We start from the raw sequence: 16368 nt of genomic DNA, 5'->3' as shown, positions 1-16368 counted from the left end.
CCAATGACTCCGTTTCAGTCGATTGCTGGCCGTCGCTCAGGAGTAAGCGTCTGGTAGACACATCTTGCGGAAAGCCAATCAAAGTCGAACCCTTTTTTTGCGAAGCAAACGCAAGAGGCTGTCCTGCTACCAAGTAGGCCAAGCCCCAAATTGATCCGTTGTGATGTAACACCGTTTTTGAGTTCAACGGTCGAATTCAGCAGCCCGTGACGAATGAGGGTGTAGGCGACGTCGTTCGTAATACCTAGAATTTCGGCAGCTTGTGCAACGCTTAGCGATTGAGAGGCAGTTATTTGCCTCATATGCGCGCTGAGCCAGGCCTGCCATTCATCACTTTCCAGTCGCCATTCCCCAATCACACCGGCGTCTGATTTAGCTTTGAATGAAACGGATAAGGTGCCTTCCTGAATTGCTTTGAAAAGGTGAGCTACCCCTTCCCCTGAAATGAAGGGGTGACGGAGTGCATCACTCAAGGAGAGGGGGCTCGAGCTTGATCGTCGATGTTTGATGCATGCGTTGGAGATGTCGAACGAGTTTGTATCGATCCACCACGATTGTCCCGCTGCGGGCCGACCGCCTCGGCAAGTAAAACAGCCGTTTTTGCATAGCACTTTGATGGTATTGACTGGCAGCTTTAGTTGATTGGCTGCTTGCGCAATATAACGAGGCAGGGTAGCGGCGAGGTGCCTAGCTTGTATCAGATCGACGGCAATCGTCTTGTTGCCGCATGCAGAGATGCCTCTGTATCCGTGAAGCTCGCCTTCGGCGATCAATCTTTTTAGCAATGGAACGTTAAGGTTGAGTGACTTTGATGCGACCTCCAAGGAAGCCAACTTTTATCAGTAACTGCCGGGAAGATTTTGATTAAGTATTTATCGATAGGTGGATGCGCAGTGTGCATTGCACATTACACATACACATCTCTACTTATTCAAGTATGGTCTTTTAGCGTAGGCGGGGAGTTTTCGTGGGCCTTCGGTAGAGTTGGCACCCCTTTCAAGCAAGGTGCGAGAGCATGCTTTCGCATGTTTTTTTTGGCAGTCATTGAGATTTTTCAAAGAAAACAATTTGTTAGTGAGTCTGTCTGGATCATCTATTTGCCATTTTTGTCATTTTTTTTGAAAGCCTACAGCTCCTACGGGTTCTTAATCCCATTGCTTCCGGTTAATAGGAAGCATTACTATTCACGCCCCGTCTTCACAGCACACCGCAATGACCCCCAAGCTGCCCCGCAGACACGGCTTTTTCGAGCATTACGAAGAGTTGGTCGGGACCTGGACCCGTCGCCTGAGAAATCGTCAGCAGGCTGAGGACCTGGCCCACGACACCTTCGTGAGGGTGCTTGAGTCCGATTCGGCTTTGGTTGCACAACCTCGGGCGTATTTGCACCAGACCGCACGCAACATCGCGGTGGATGGTTATCGGCGTGAGGATCGGCGGGGCGCCATGGAGTCGGAGGCGGTTGATCACAGTGTGTCGTCGTCCGGCGACCCGGAGCATTTCATGCAGGCGATCCAGTTGGCTGACTCCATCGAACGGGCGCTCACCGAGTTGCCGGTCAACTGCCGCAAGGTGTTTGTCTGGCAGAAGATCGAAGGCCTGACCCAGGCCGAAATCGCCGAACGCCTGGGACTGTCCAAGAACATGGTGGAAAAGTATATGATCCGCACGCTGCGGCATCTGCGCGACCGCCTTGACGGATTGCAATCATGATGTGCGGGGGCTTTTGTAGGAGCTGGCGAAGCCTGCGATCTTTTGGCGGCATTGAAATCGCTGGAGATCAAGATCAAAAGATCGCAGCCTGCGGCAGCTCCTACGTAAGGCAGATCTTCCGTGTCTTCTCATCCCCAGCCAAACAGGAACTTCCATGATGGATACTCGTGATTGTGCGTGCGGGCGAACAACGGTTCGCGACGAGGCGGCGCGGTGGTTTGTGCGTTTGCAGGAACCTGCGATCAATGTCGAAGAGTACCGGCATTTCGAAGCCTGGCTGGACGAACACCCTCAGCATCGCGATGAATTCCAGTTGCTCCAGGGCTTATGGTCGGCGGCTGATTTGCTGCCGGCGGCGCGACTGCAAGCCTTGTGTGAAACCGCGCCTGCGCGCAGCAAACGCCGCCCGCTGGTGCGTTATGCGGTGGCCGCCAGTGTGTTGGCCGTCGCGCTCGGGTTGGGGCTGTTCAGCGGTTTGAATCACCCGGCGATCTACACCGCCGAATTTTCCACGGCTCTGGGCGAGCGACGTCATGTGGCGTTGCCGGACGGTTCGGTGATCGACCTGAACAGCCGCAGCCGCGTTCAGGTGCACTATGAAAACGACCGCCGCAGCATCGAGCTGACGCAGGGCGAAGCGATGTTCAGCGTCGAGCACGACACCCGTCGGCCTTTCGTGGTCGAGGCGGGCAGCGGCAAGGTCACGGTTACCGGCACCCGTTTTGATGTGCGCCGCGACACCGCCCAAACCGGGGTCGTGGTGGAGCAGGGCACCGTCAAGGTTCAGGGTCGCACAGCGGCGGACAGCGATTTCATCAGCCTCACGGCCGGCCTCGGCACGCACATCGATGCCCAAGGCAAAGTGGCCGCTGCTTACGCGGTCAATCCTGCCGAGCTGACCGCTTGGCGCAGCGGCAAACTGGTGTTCACCAACGCCAGACTCAGCGACGTTGCCGAAGAAGTCTCGCGCTATCGGGAGAAACCGCTCACCGTCGGCAACGACAAAGTGGGCAATCTGCGCCTGACCAGCGTGTTCAAATCCGACAACACCGACGCACTGCTCAAGGCCTTGCCGAGCATTCTGCCGGTGGCCGTGCGCACCCTCGATGACGGCAGTCAGGAAATAATTTCAAAATAAATTCAGGTTTTTTTCGAGTTGATCGTCTTCCTGTCCAACTGCAACTGGTTTGCATTAACAAGCGCACACTCTTGCGATCCACAGGACTACGTTCGACGTGAAAAAATCCACCGCTAAAAACAACAAATCACCTTGGTTGCGCCTCGCTCTCACCCTGGCTGTCACCGCGGCGCTGCCCCAGGCTTTTGCCGCCGACGCGATTCACATCCCGGCGCAACCCCTGGGGCAGGCCCTGAGTGAACTGGGCCAGCAAACCTCGCTGCAGGTGTTTTTCAGCCCTGAGCTGGTCGCCGGCAAACAGGCCCCGGCGGTGTACGGCAACCTTTCGCCAGAAGACGCGCTGCGCCAGCTGCTGCAAGGCAGCGGTCTGCAATACCAGATCGACGAAGGTTCGGTCACGTTGATGCCGGCACCGACTTCGGCTGCAAACGGCCCTTTGGAACTGGGCGTGACCGACATCAAGGTGGTCGGTGACTGGCTCGGTGACGCCGATGCCGCCGTGGTGCAGAACCACCCTGGCGCGCGTACGGTGATTCGCCGCGAGGCGATGGTCGAGCAGGGTGCGATGAACGTCGGCGACGTGTTGAAGCGTGTGCCCGGTGTGCAAGTTCAAGATGCCAACGGCACCGGCGGCAGCGACATCTCCCTGAACGTCGGCGTGCGCGGCCTGACTTCACGCCTGTCGCCACGCTCCACCGTGCTGATTGACGGCGTGCCTGCAGCGTTCGCCCCGTACGGCCAGCCGCAGTTGTCCATGGCCCCGATTTCCTCCGGCAACCTCGACAGCATCGACGTGGTTCGCGGCGCCGGCTCCGTGCGTTACGGACCGCAGAACGTTGGTGGCGTGATCAACTTCGTCACTCGCGCAATCCCGGAGAAAGCCACCGGTGAAATCGGTTCGACCCTGGAAACCTCCCAGCACGGTGGCTGGAAGCATATCGACACGGCGTTTCTCGGCGGCACCGCGGACAACGGCATCGGCATGGCGCTGCTGTACTCGGGCGTGAATGGCAACGGTTACCGTGAACGCAACAACGGCAACGACATCGACGACGTGATCCTCAAGACCCACTGGGCACCCACCGATGTGGACGATTTCAGCCTCAACTTTCACTACTACGACGCCAGCGCCGACATGCCCGGCGGCCTGACCCAGGCGCAGTACGACGCCAATCCGTTCCAGTCCGACCGCAACAACGACAACTTCAGCGGCCGCCGCAAGGACGTCTCGTTCAAGTGGGCACGGCAGATCGACGACCGCACCCAGGCCGAAGTGCTGACCTACTATTCCGACAGCTTCCGTGGCAGCAACATCGCCGCTCGCGATCAGAAGACTCTCGGCTCGTTCCCGCGTACTTACTACACCTTCGGGATTGAACCGCGGGTGTCCCGTGTGTTCGACGTCGGCCCGACCACCCAGGAAGTCAGTGTCGGTTATCGCTACCTCAAGGAAGGCATGCACGAAGAGGCGAGCCGCCTGGCGCTGGTCAATAACGAGCCGGTCGTGACCAAGAACTCCGACGGCCATGTCTATCAGGACCGCACCGGTGGCACTGAAGCCAACTCGGTGTACGTCGATAACAAAATCGACGTCGGTAACTGGACCATCACCCCCGGCATCCGCTTTGAACACATCAGCACTGACTGGCACGACCGCCCGGTGCTCGACACCGCCGGCAAACCGGTGCTGGAAAAGAACCGCAGCATCGAAAGCAACGAGCCGCTGCCGGCCCTGAGCGTGATGTATCACGTGTCGGAAGAGTGGAAGCTGTTCGCCAACTACGAAACCTCGTTCGGCAGCTTGCAGTATTTCCAGCTCGGCCAGGGTGGCGCGGGTGATAACACCGCTAACGGCCTGGAACCGGAAAAGGCCAAGACCTACGAGGTCGGTACACGCTACAACAATGATGTGTGGGGCGGGGAAGTGACGCTGTTCTACATCGACTTCGATAAAGAGCTGCAATACATCAGCAACGATGCGGGCTGGACCAACCTCGGCGCGACCACGCACCAGGGCCTCGAAGCCTCGGTGCACTACGACATGGCGGCACTGGACCCACGCCTCGACGGCCTGACCGCTAACGCCGGCTTCACTTACACCCGCGCCGTTTATGAAGGCGAGATCCCGGGCTTCAAGGGCCGTGACCTGCCGTTCTATTCGCGTCAGGTGGCGACTGCCGGCCTGCGTTACGACATCAACCGCTGGACCTACAACCTCGATGCGTTTGCCCAGTCCAAGCAGCGTTCGCCAGGCGTTGCCGTCAACGCTGACGGCAGCTTCACCAACAACTACATCACCGAAGGCACCGCGGACGGCCAGTACGGCGATATCCCGGGCTACGTCACCTGGAACGTACGCGGCGGTTATGACTTCGGCGCGACGCTTTCGAACCTGAAAGTCGGCGCCGGGGTGAAGAACATTTTCGACAAGCAGTACTTCACCCGCTCCAGCGACAACAACTCGGGGATGTACGTTGGCGCACCGCGCACGTTCTTTGTGCAGGCTAGCGTCGGGTTTTAACGGCTGAAGATCAAAAGATCGCAGCCTCCGGCAGCACCTACATAGAGATGGCGTACACCCTGAGCTGCTGTGTAGGCTGCGATCTTTTCGCTTTCAGACCTTCAACACCTTCCCGCCAATGGCCACCGCCACCAGCAACACCGCCATCAACCCGAAGGCAAAACTCAAACTGCTGCCATGGGCGATAAACCCGATCAACGCAGGCCCCGCAAGAATCCCGGCATAACCGAGTGTGGTAATGGCCGGCACGGCGACGCTTTCGGGCATCACCGTCTGTTTGCCCACGGCGGTGTACAGCACCGGCACAATGTTCGAACAACCCGCCCCCAACAATGCATAACCCACCAGCGCCGCTTCCCAACTCGGGGCGAAGGTCGCCACAAACAGGCCCGCTGCGGCCGTCAACCCACCGAACACAATCACCCGCGTAGCGCCGAGACGACGGACGATCGAATCACCGGTCAATCGTCCGGCGGTCATAGTCAGCGCAAACGCCGCGTAACCCAGCCCCGCATACGCCGTGTCGATCCCGCGTTCCTGTGCCAGGAACACTGCGCTCCAGTCGAGCGCCGCGCCTTCGGCCAGGAACACAATGAAACACATGCCGCCAATAAACAGCACGATGCCATGGGGAACGGCAAACGCCGGCCCCGAACTTTCGCTGCCGTAGGGCAATAGGTGCGGCGCGGCCTTGGCCAGGGCGATCAGCAGCATCACGATCACCACCAGCGTTGCCCCCAGCGGTGAAACCCCAAAGCCGAGCAGGGCGCTGACACCCGCCGCGCCAACGATCCCGCCGAGGCTGAACATCCCGTGAAAGCCCGACATCATGTTCTTGCCGCTGGCCCGTTCAACGATCACCGCTTGCAGGTTCACCGTCGAATCCACCGTACCAAGGCCCGCGCCGAACATGAACAACGCGGCAGTCAACGCTGGAATCGATGACACCGTCGCCAACAGCGGCAGGGCCGCACAGATCAGCAGCACCCCGGTGCTCACCACTCGGCGACAGCCGAAACGCGTGGCCAGAAGCCCCGCCATTGGCATCGCCAGAATCGACCCCACCCCCAGGCACAACAGCAGCAAACCGAGCGTCCCTTCATCCAGCTCGGCCCGAGCCTTGGCGTAGGGCACCAGCGGCGCCCACGCAGCGATGCCGAAGCCGGCAATAAAAAAGGCAATGCGCGTGGACATCTGTTCCAGGCGTCCGGGGATGACGGGCGCAGATGTGTTGAGGGCAGTCATGAAAAATCCTTGGCTTTGCGGGTTGCTGACAACAGGCAGAGGAGCATCCTTGCATATCAGACAGCGTGTCGCGACCTTGAGGATTTCTTGTAACCGTTAATCCAGGGTTAAAACGCCCCTCCCGTTGTCCTGCCCATCTCGCTGGTCTAGCTCACGTTGGGACCCGGCAGCCAGCGCCCGCCGCTAGACGGATCATAGGATCCCACGCCCCCCGGGCACCTTAATGCTCGTGCAGGTTGATGAATTCAGAGTTGAAGGTTTCGAACACGCGCGGATTGTCAGTGTTGGCTTTGCCATCAAGGAAAGCGTCGCCTTGATCACAGGGATCACAATCGTGACGCCATTCGTTTCGGCCTCTGAGGAACAGCGGTTCGGGGTTATTGTTGTCGGCTATGGGGTTGGGCATGACGTCGTAGATCACCTTTACGCCGGCGCCGTTTTGACCGGCGATGACCGCACCGCCCAATGCCAGGGCAATCAGCAGGGGCAATAGGAACGTCCTTTTCATGATCGTCACCAAACGATAGAGGCGAGGTTCTACTTTGGGGCGAGTTGGATGGGCTGTCTGCTGTCACAACTGACAGGTTGCAGCGATTGTTTTGCGATAAGAGGCGGGGGTTAAATAACCGGATCGTTTGCGGTCTTCTTCCGGTAGCCCCTAAAGTACAGGTTCTTTTCTGGCTGATTTCAGGACCGATCCATGGCGCCGTTCTACGATGCTCGAGGCAATATCTACGCGGTTGTAGCGCCCGAGGCCGTGCGCCGTGCGGGTATCGATTTACCTGAGCTGGCCGGTCCGGCAGCGCAAACCCGCGAGGCATGGGCGCTGTCGGCTATCGAGGCCTTCTGTGGCTGGGCGCCTGGTACACAACCGTCCGGCACCAAGGACCATCGTTGCGATGGCTTGCTGATCGGGCCGTTTCAAGACTCGCCACCGTTTGACCTGCTGATCGTTAACACTGACGGCACGCTCGCCGAGCGCAGTGGCAACGGGCTGACGATTTTCTCTCAGGCCCTGAGTGAGCAAGGGCTGCTGCCGAGGGACGAGGTTTGTTTGCTCAGGGTTCATCATGACAAGGCTGATGCGGTTTCACCGGTGGACACTTCGGTGAAACCGGCCGAGATCGAGGGTGTAAAAGGGTTCTGGCTGGATTTGGGCAAACCCTCGTTCGGGCCTGACGCGGTGGGGGCAAAAGGGGTTGAAAGCGTGCTGTTGAACGGTCGCGACGCCAGCCATGTGCAGCCGTTGTCGGCGCTCGATCCCGCCTGGTCTCGAAGCCAGTTCGTGCGCATTGGCAATCCACATTGTGTGACGCTTTTAGAGAAAGCCGATGCATTGCCGAGCAATGAGCAGATGCGCGAGCCGGGGTTGTCCGAAGGGCTGACGCGTATCGCCTACGCCATGCCGACCGGGGCAGGGGAGCCGTGTGCTGCTGGCGTGAATCTGCAATGGGCGATGCTTGAGTCAGAAGGGCGAGTCGTCGCGCGAGTATTTGAACGCGGAGAAGGGCCGACGGCGTCGTCGGGCACCAGCGCCAGTGCGGTGGCTTGCGCTGCGTGGCGGATGGGATGGGTCGGTGCAGGGGAGGTGAAAGTGGTCATGCCCGGCGGTACGGCGCCGATTCTTCTGGAAGAAGAGCAGGGTGAGTTGAGTCGGGTCAGGTTGTTCGGCACGGCGCGGTTGATGGGGTGAATTCAACATCGCCTTCGACTTGCTCGCGAAGAGGCCCGCATAATCAGCGAGAATTTAGGGCTGAACCGCCCATTCCACCACCGGCATCTGCCGCTTCATCAACACCTTGCCATCGCGCACCGAATACAGCGGCAGGCCCTGGCTGCGGATCACCTCGTAATCGCTGTCCGCCGACAGAATCAGCAAATTCGCCGGCCGCCCGCGTTCCAGTCCATAACGCTCACCCAGGTTCATGGCCTTGGCACTGTTATCGGTGACCAGGTCCAGCGCGCTTTGCAGGTTGCGGTACCCGAGCATGTGGCAGATGTGCAGGCCGGCTTCGAGCACCCTCAAGATGTTGCCGTTGCCCAGCGGATACCACGGGTCGACGATCGAATCCTGGCCGAAACACACGTTCATCCCGGCTTCGAGCAGCTCGTTGACACGGGTCACGCCACGGCGTTTCGGAAAGTTGTCGAAGCGCCCTTGCAGGTGAATGCTTTCGGTGGGGCAGGAGACAAAACTGATCCCTGAATGCCCGAGCAGGCGAAACAGTTTGGCGCAGTAAGCGTTGTCGTAAGAGCCCATGGCCGTGGTGTGGCTGGCGGTGACCCGTGAGCCCATGTCGCGGCTGCGGGCTTCTTCGGCCAGCACCTCTAGAAAGCGTGAGTGCGGGTCGTCGGTTTCATCGCAATGCACGTCCACCAGGCAACCGGTGCGCTCGGCGAGGTCCATCAGGAATTTCACTGAACTCACGCCTTGATCGCGGGTGTACTCGAAATGCGGAATACCGCCGACCACATCGGCACCCATGCGGATCGCTTCTTCCATCAGCTCGCGACCGTTGCGGTACGACTCGATACCTTCCTGCGGGAACGCAACGATCTGCATATCGATCAGGTGACGGCTTTCCTCGCGCACTTCGAGCATCGCCTTGAGCGCGGTGAGCTGCGGGTCGGTGACGTCGACGTGAGTGCGCACGTGCTGGATGCCGTGGGCGGCGAGGGTCTGGATGGTTTTCTTGGCGCGGGTTTTGGTGTCCTCCTCGGTGATGGTCACCTTGCGCTCGCCCCAGCATTCGATGCCTTCGAACAGCGTGCCGCTCATGTTCCAGCGCGGCTCGCCGGCGGTGAGCGTGGCGTCGAGATGGATGTGTGGCTCGACGAAGGGCGGCACCACCAGGTGGCCTCCAGCGTCCAGATCATCGGGGCCCAGAGAGGGGGCCTCGGTCTGTCGGGCGATGTTGCTGATCAGGCCGTTTTCCAGGTGCAACTCATGCAGGCCATCTTGGTTGCGCAGGCGGGCGTTGATGATGTGCATCAGGCGAATCCTTTTATAGATCTTGTAATGGTGCGTTGGCAGTACGGGCACCCAGCACGCCGGTCAATAGCACATACGTTAACGCGGCAGCGGCAATCCCTACCAGCGGCGCGACCCACGGTGAACTGAACGCGGCAACGGTGCCGACCGCGTAGGCGGCCAAACCGGACCAGTTGAACGCCGGCAACCGGGCATCGGCCAGACGTGGATATTGACCACGATAGCGGTAGAAGAAGTCCGCCATGATCACGCCGCCAATCGGCGGAATCACAGTGCCCAGCAGAATCAGGTAGGGCACCAGCATGTCGTACATGCCCAGCAGCGCCAGCAACGTGCCGATCACCGCGCCCGCCAGGGTTACGGTCTTGCGACGGCCGGTGCGCAGCAGGTTGCAACCGGCGACGGCGAAGTTGTAGATGGTGTTGTCCTGGGTGCTCCAGATATTGAGCAGCAACATCGCCATCGCCGCCATGGCGAAGCCTTGCAACAGCAACACTTCGACCACGTCCGGTTGCTGGTAGACGATTGCGCCATAGGCCCCGATCAACACCATCAGGCCGTTGCCGATGAAGAAGCCGATCAGGCTTGCCAGCACCGCGATGCGTGCTGAACGGGAGAAACGCGTTTAGTTGGTCGCCTGGGTTGAGCCGCTGACAAAGGTGCCGAACACCAAAGTAATGGCGGTCGACCAGTCCAGTGTTCCCGTCGGGACTACAGCGAGCAAACCGTCGAGCCCGCCAACCTTCACCGTGGCCACCCACATCGACAGCATCAGCAGCAACATCATCGCCGGTACGGCGATGTACGACAGAATCTCCAAGCCGCGATAACCGACATACGCGGTCGCGCAAAACACCAGGCCGAACAGCACCATCAGCCCGAGAACGGTGCCCTCGCTCAATTCGAAATACTTGCCCAGCACCACGGCGGCAGTGGCCGTGCCCCAGGCGTACCAGCCGATCTGGGTAAAACCGAGGATCAGGTCGCTGAGCTTGCTGCCCACTTCACCGAAGCAAAAGCGTCCCATCAGCACCGAATTCAGGCCGCTCTTGAAGGCGATGTAGCCAAGGCCTGCGGCGTAGATCCCCAGCAGCAGATTGCCGACGATAATCACCGCCATCATCTCGCCGAAACTGAACGCCACACCGAGCTTGCCGCCGGCAAACATGGTCGCGGTAAAAAAGGTGAAACCCAGCAGCACCATGGCCGTTGAGGCCAGGCCTTTGCGGGCATGCATCGGGACTTCGCTGAGGGGGTAATCGTTGCCGGGATCGTTCTGCGTCATGGGGCGTTCCTTGCTGAATGAGTGACGGGGGGCGTGTTGCAGTGGTCGTGCCAAGCGTGGGGTGGTGTAGTTATTTATAGCCGAGCGGGGAGACTTGGCGCGGAAAGGGGCACGAAAGCGGTGCACCTGAAGGAACACAGAACCCATGTGGGATCGCCGCACCGCCGCTCCCACATTTGATTCGGTTTTTTCAGGGGGATTTGTGTTGCGGCAGAAACCGCAGCAACGCCGCGACGATCGCTTCCGGCGCATCTTCCTGAACCAGATGCCCGGCATTCGGAATCGCCTGAAACCGCGACCCCGGAATCATCTGATGCAACGCCTGCCCACGTTCAATGGGAATCCACTGATCATCTTCCCCCCACAGAATCTGCACCGGACAACGAATCGTCGGGTACAGCCCTTCGGCCTCACGGGTGTAACGCTCATCCATCTGAGCAATCTGCCGATAGAACGCCGCTTGCCCCGGATCGCCGAGCCACGGCTGCACATACGGCGCCAGTTCAGCATCGGGAATTTCGCGCTTGATCGCCCCGCGAATATAGGTCGGCACAATCGCCCGCTGAATGTAATCGGGCAGGCCACCGAATGCCGCCTCATGCTGACGCACATGCTGCACAAACGGCGAACCCCAGGGTGTCAGCGCCACGGGATCGATCAGCGTCAGGCTGCGGTAGTCCTTGCCGTTCAGCAGGTGAGCACGCAGGGCGGTGGCGCCGCCGAAGTCGTGAGCGACGAGGTCTGGTCGCTCCAGGCCCCAGTGATCCAGCAAGTGAGCCAACAGGTCGTTCTGCACACCCAACGACACATCGCCGTCGATTTTCTCCGATAGCCCATAACCCAGCAGGTCAAAGTAATGCACCCGATGCGTGGTGATGAAGTGCGGCGCAATCCGGTGCCACACATAAGAAGAGAAGGGCGTGCCATGCACGAACACCAACGGCGGACCGTCGCCCCGTACGGCGTAGCGAACGGAGTGCCCGTTGAAGCGGTAGGTCTGAGGCAGCGGCCAGTCAGTCATTGAGGGTGTCCTCTTGGCGTGGGGGAGCCAAAAAGCATAGGCATAAAAAAACCACCAGTCTCGGTGGTTTTTTTGATCTATCGGCTTACTCGCCGCGATAGATGCAGCCGCTGGTGCACGTCTCGTGGATGCGGATCGCGCTGAGTTCCGGCAGCAGAGGCTTCAATTCCTTCCAGATGAATTTGGCCAGGACTTCACTGGTCGGGTTTTCCAGGCCGGGAATGTCGTTCAGGTAGTTATGGTCCAGGCGCTCATAGAGCGGCTTGAAGATCGCCTTGATTTCCGAGAAATCGCGGATCCAGCCGGTGTGCGGATCGAGATCGCCGCTCAGGTGGATCGCTACTTTGAACGAGTGACCGTGCAGACGGCCGCACTTGTGGCCTTCCGGCACGTGGGGCAGGCGGTGGGCGGATTCGAAGGTAAATTCTTTGAAGATTTCCACAGTGATTTCAGCTCTGTCAGGTGGCGATCGCCGCGGCGATGTGGGCAGGCGGCGAGTTTAACAGTTTGCGTTTGGCGTTGCGGGAAAACACTGACTAAAGGGTCAGCAAGCGCTCCCCGAGGCGACCGCTGGCAGCCAGTTCGAGGAACTCATCGCCCATGCGACGGCTTTCATCCATCGTCGTGCGCCAGTATTTCTGCCGGCTCGGGGCATCGCCCATGAAGCGTTTGAAGTCGTTGCGGTCCGGGAGTTTGCCGTAGGGCAGGCGCGCCAGGTAATCCTTCGATGGCGCCAGCAACAGGACATCCTGCAAACGCGCAGGACACGCTCGGCGCCACGGCAAGGTCTTGTCGAACCAGCCGGGAATGACCCGGTCGGTGAAATGCGGATAGAGCACGATGTCGTTGCCGCTGTAGGGCAGGTCGAGGTGATAGTCCAGCAGACCGCCATCGCGAAAAGTCCCGGCACCGGCCCCCGGCAGGTCACGCACGCCCTCCATCACCATCGGGATCGAACCCGACGCGAGCAAGGCCTGGCGCAGGTTGTCGGCATTCAGCGCAACGAAGCGCGAGGGGAAATCGTTCAATGCATTGACCGGTGGTGCCAGACGCGGATCGTGAATGATCAGCCGCTCGAAATGCCGCGACAGCCGCGCCCGGCCGCGCAGGTTGTCGGCGATCACCGATGACAGGCCCAGCCCCAGTCGGCCGCGATGATCGTCCGCCAGCAGGCCGTGGCTTTTGACCACCATGATGTTCAGTCGGTAATGAGCGTTGTCCAGAATCGAAGCATCGCGGCCGTCGAGCAGGTCATCGAGCATGCGCCGAGAGCTCTGGCTGATCTGCGCCATGGTCACGCCCTTGGCGAAGTTTTGCTCGGTGTAGAGGTGACCGAGGCGGCGGATACCTTCGGCGGCATCCGGCAGACACGCGCTGGCGAAGCGCCAGGAACCCACCGACGCACCGATCAACGAGCGCTCCCGCGGTGCCGTCGGCAGCCATTCACCGAACAACGCCAGGTCCAGACCTTGAATCCCCAACGCCTTGGGACCACCGGCGGCACCTGGCAGTGTGCCGACATCGGCGGCGCTCAAACCGTTTTCACGGATGCGCGCCAAGGCGCGAGGGCCGGCCTTGAGGGTCAGGGAGGGGAACTTGATGTGGATAGCGGTCATACCGGTCTCGAATGCAGGCAAGCGGGGGATTATAGACAAGCTCGCTCCCACAGGTTTTGTGTGTCTCTCCAATGATGGCAATTCAGTTTCAGTTAAGTTCGGATCGCTAAGGTGGCTCCCGTAGGCAACACATAAAAAAATACGGAGACACCCCATGAGAACCCTGACTGCCCTGTTCACCGCGTCCATCATCGGCGTGACCGCCAGCATCGCCCACGCTCGCGACCTCGGTCCCGACGAAGCCCTGAGACTGCGCGACGCTGGTACCATTGTGTCTTTCGAGAAGCTCAACGCTACCGCTCTGACCAGTCATCCCGGCGCCAAGATCACCGAAACCGAGCTGGAAGAAGAGTACGGCAAGTACATCTATCAGGTGGAATTGCGCGACCCTCAGGGCATTGAGTGGGACCTGAAATTGGACGCTGTCAGCGGGCAGATTCTCAAGGATCATCAGGATACGTAATGAAGGTGTTTTCTTTTTCACTGCGGTGCACGAGCGGTCGAATGGCTCTAGCGCTTCTGGCTTTTTGCTCGGTGGTCATGGCCCGCGACCTGGATCAGGACGAAGCCCTGCGCCTGCGTCAACAAGGGGTGATCCTGCCGCTGGAGCAGCTGTTGCAGCAAGCGCTGGACGGCCACCCCGGAGCCAAACTGCTGGAAGCCGATCTCGAAAAAAAACACGATGTCTACATATATGAAGTCGAGTTGCTGACCGCCGAAGGCGTGGTCCGCGAACTGGACCTCGACGCCACCACCGGCCAGTTACTGAAAGACAAGGAAGATTGATCGATGCGTTTGCTTCTGGTGGAAGACCATGTGCCGCTGGCCGACGAACTGATGGCCGGCCTCAACCGGCAGGGGTACGCCGTGGATTGGCTGGCGGACGGTCGCGACGCGGTGTACCAGGGCAGCAGCGAACCTTACGATCTGATCATCCTCGACCTCGGCCTGCCGGGTTTGCCAGGGCTCGAGGTGCTGACGCAATGGCGGGCCGGTGGTCTGTCCACGCCCGTGCTGATTCTCACCGCCCGTGATTCCTGGGCCGAACGGATCGAAGGCCTCAAGGCCGGCGCCGACGATTACCTGACCAAACCCTTCCACCCCGAAGAGCTGCACTTGCGCGTCCAGGCGCTGTTGCGCCGTTCCCACGGCCATGCCAACCAGCCGACGCTCAAGGCTGCCGGACTGCACCTGGACGAAGGCCGCCAATGCGTAACCCGCGACGGCGCCGACATCCAGCTCACCGCCGCTGAATTCCGCCTGCTGCGTTATTTCATGCTGCACCCCGAGCAGATTCTTTCCAAAAGCCACCTCGCCGAACACCTCTACGACGGTGAAACCGAGCGCGATTCCAACGTGCTCGAAGTCCACGTCAACCACCTGCGGCGCAAACTCGGGCGCAGCGTCATCGAAACCCGTCGCGGCCAGGGTTACCTGTTCGGCGGGCAAGCCCAGTGAGGTCGATCCAGCGCCGCTTGAGCCTGGGGCTGATCAGCGTGATGGTGATCGTCGGCCTGGTCCTGGCGCAGACCAGCCTGTGGCTGTTCGAAATGGGGTTGCAGCGTTATCTCGAAGCCGGGCTGCGCAACGACAGCGAAAACCTGCTGGTGGCGCTGGTGCGTGGGCCGCAGGGTTTGCAGCTGGATGAGCGGCACCTGTCGCCGGCCTATCAGCGACCGTTTTCGGGGCATTACTTCCGCATCGATTTTGCCGACAGCCACTGGCGCTCCCGTTCGCTATGGGATCAGGAACTGCCGCGCCTCGACCATGCCGGCCTGCACAGTAACCTGGAATTGGGGCCGGAAGGGCAGCAATTGCTGGTGCTGCGTTCGGACTATCGGCGCCTGGGCCAATCGATTTCCATCAGTGTGGCCCAGGATTACACGCCGGTGCGCGAGAGTTTCCAGCGCATGCGTCAAGTCGGATTGGGCCTTGGGCTGGCGGGACTGCTACTGATTCTGCTGCTGCAACGCATCACCGTGCGCCGCGCCTTGCGCCCGCTGGAAAAGGCGCGTGAGCAGATCGCCCAGTTGCAGCAGGGCCAGCGCTCGCAACTCGATGAGCAGGTGCCGGTAGAGCTTGAACCGCTGGTGGCGCAGATCAACCATTTGCTGGCGCACACCGAAGACAGCCTCAAGCGTTCGCGCAATGCGCTGGGCAACCTCGGCCACGCCTTGAAAACCCCGCTGGCGGTGTTGTTGAGCCTGGCCTCAAGCGCGAAGCTCGATGCGCAGCCGGAACTGCGCAAGGTGATTCAGGCGCAGCTGGAACAGGTCCAGCAGCGACTCAATCGCGAACTCAATCGCGCCCGGTTATCCGGCGATGCGTTGCCGGGAGCGTTGTTTGATTGCGATGCTGAATTGCCTGGGTTACTGGCGACGTTGAACATGATTCATGGTGAGCATCTGGACCTCAGCTATGCGGCGCCGAAGGGGTTGCAATTGCCTTGGGATCGCGAGGACTTGCTCGAACTGCTCGGTAACCTGCTGGACAACGCCTGCAAGTGGGCGGATGCCGAAGTTCGGTTGAGCGTGGTCGAGACGACCGAAGGGTTTGAGTTGAGCGTGGAAGACGATGGGCCGGGGATTCCGGAAAACCAGCGCGATCAGGTGTTCAGCCGGGGTACGCGACTGGATGAACAAACGGATGGGCATGGGTTGGGATTGGGGATTGTGCGCGATATCGTTGATACGTGGGGCGGGGTATTGAGGCTGCAGGAAAGCGAGTGGGGCGGCCTGAAGGTAGTCATCCAATTACCCAAACGCTGAGTACCCTGTGGGAGCGGGCTTGCTCGCGAATGCGGTGTGTCAGTCGACATCGCTGTTGCTGACACACCG

Annotated in this window: 15 protein-coding genes and 1 pseudogene; 8 read left to right on the top strand and 8 right to left on the bottom strand. The window is 60.1% G+C overall.

Annotation, left to right across the window (positions count from 1 at the left end):
* Positions 1–14 precede the first annotated feature (14 nt).
* Complete coding sequence (locus tag FQ187_RS26880; RefSeq protein ID WP_129437095.1) at positions 15–824, bottom strand: hypothetical protein; 810 nt, start codon at positions 822–824, stop codon at positions 15–17.
* A 388-nt stretch (positions 825–1212) separates the two neighbouring features.
* On the opposite strand from FQ187_RS26880, the gene FQ187_RS26875 reads away from it, so the two are divergent.
* From FQ187_RS26875 to FQ187_RS26865, 3 genes are all read left to right on the top strand, one after another.
* Positions 1213–1713 (top strand): sigma-70 family RNA polymerase sigma factor, encoded by a 501-nt coding sequence (locus FQ187_RS26875; protein WP_149631791.1) that lies wholly within the window; start codon positions 1213–1215, stop codon positions 1711–1713.
* 154 nt (positions 1714–1867) lie between these two features.
* A complete protein-coding gene (locus FQ187_RS26870; protein WP_149631790.1) occupies positions 1868–2851 on the top strand; it encodes a FecR family protein in 984 nt (327 codons plus the stop codon).
* Positions 2852–2948: 97 nt separating this feature from the next.
* Entirely contained in the window at positions 2949–5372 is a 2424-nt protein-coding gene (locus tag FQ187_RS26865) for a TonB-dependent receptor (RefSeq protein WP_149631789.1), read from the top strand.
* Between the two features lie 93 nt (positions 5373–5465).
* Here the strand turns inward: FQ187_RS26865 and FQ187_RS26860 are convergent, their stop codons facing one another.
* On the bottom strand, positions 5466–6617 hold the full coding sequence (locus FQ187_RS26860; protein WP_149631788.1) for an MFS transporter: 1152 nt from the start codon (positions 6615–6617) through the stop codon (positions 5466–5468).
* 220 nt (positions 6618–6837) lie between these two features.
* Positions 6838–7125, bottom strand: a complete 288-nt coding sequence (locus FQ187_RS26855; protein ID WP_149631787.1) for a hypothetical protein — start codon at positions 7123–7125, stop codon at positions 6838–6840.
* Positions 7126–7317: 192 nt separating this feature from the next.
* Between FQ187_RS26855 and FQ187_RS26850 the strand changes: the two genes are divergently transcribed.
* Positions 7318–8310: a diaminopimelate epimerase gene (locus FQ187_RS26850; protein WP_149631786.1), complete on the top strand. Its 993-nt coding sequence runs from the start codon at positions 7318–7320 to the stop codon at positions 8308–8310.
* A 54-nt stretch (positions 8311–8364) separates the two neighbouring features.
* Here FQ187_RS26850 and codA read toward each other — a convergent pair whose 3' ends face one another.
* From codA to FQ187_RS26825, 5 genes and pseudogenes are all read right to left on the bottom strand, one after another.
* Positions 8365–9609: a cytosine deaminase gene (gene codA / locus FQ187_RS26845; RefSeq protein WP_149631785.1), complete on the bottom strand. Its 1245-nt coding sequence runs from the start codon at positions 9607–9609 to the stop codon at positions 8365–8367.
* A gap of 13 nt (positions 9610–9622) precedes the next feature.
* A pseudogene (codB, locus tag FQ187_RS26840) lies at positions 9623–10894 on the bottom strand (cytosine permease).
* Between the two features lie 190 nt (positions 10895–11084).
* Positions 11085–11915 (bottom strand): alpha/beta fold hydrolase, encoded by an 831-nt coding sequence (locus FQ187_RS26835; protein ID WP_129437085.1) that lies wholly within the window; start codon positions 11913–11915, stop codon positions 11085–11087.
* Positions 11916–12000: 85 nt separating this feature from the next.
* Positions 12001–12357: a 6-carboxytetrahydropterin synthase QueD gene (queD, locus tag FQ187_RS26830; RefSeq protein ID WP_046056060.1), complete on the bottom strand. Its 357-nt coding sequence runs from the start codon at positions 12355–12357 to the stop codon at positions 12001–12003.
* Positions 12358–12451: 94 nt separating this feature from the next.
* Positions 12452–13531 (bottom strand): patatin-like phospholipase family protein, encoded by a 1080-nt coding sequence (locus tag FQ187_RS26825; protein ID WP_149631784.1) that lies wholly within the window; start codon positions 13529–13531, stop codon positions 12452–12454.
* A gap of 154 nt (positions 13532–13685) precedes the next feature.
* On the opposite strand from FQ187_RS26825, the gene FQ187_RS26820 reads away from it, so the two are divergent.
* From FQ187_RS26820 to FQ187_RS26805, 4 genes are read left to right on the top strand one after another with little or no spacing between them, the layout of a single operon-like run.
* Complete coding sequence (locus FQ187_RS26820; protein WP_149631783.1) at positions 13686–13994, top strand: PepSY domain-containing protein; 309 nt, start codon at positions 13686–13688, stop codon at positions 13992–13994.
* A complete protein-coding gene (locus FQ187_RS26815) occupies positions 13994–14317 on the top strand; it encodes a PepSY domain-containing protein (RefSeq protein WP_149631782.1) in 324 nt (107 codons plus the stop codon). The genes FQ187_RS26820 and FQ187_RS26815 overlap by 1 nt, the downstream gene beginning before the upstream one ends.
* 3 nt (positions 14318–14320) lie before the next feature.
* The gene (locus tag FQ187_RS26810) at positions 14321–14989 is read left to right on the top strand and encodes a response regulator transcription factor (protein ID WP_149631781.1); all 669 of its coding nucleotides are present in this window, start codon (positions 14321–14323) and stop codon (positions 14987–14989) included.
* Positions 14986–16299: a sensor histidine kinase gene (locus FQ187_RS26805; protein ID WP_149631780.1), complete on the top strand. Its 1314-nt coding sequence runs from the start codon at positions 14986–14988 to the stop codon at positions 16297–16299. The genes FQ187_RS26810 and FQ187_RS26805 overlap by 4 nt, the downstream gene beginning before the upstream one ends.
* Positions 16300–16368: the final 69 nt, after the last annotated feature.

Source organism: Pseudomonas sp. ANT_J28 (assembly GCF_008370005.1).
Lineage (GTDB): Bacteria > Pseudomonadota > Gammaproteobacteria > Pseudomonadales > Pseudomonadaceae > Aquipseudomonas > Aquipseudomonas frigoris.
Note: the sequence above shows the minus strand (reverse complement) of the source record. Positions and strands in the feature narration are given on the sequence as shown.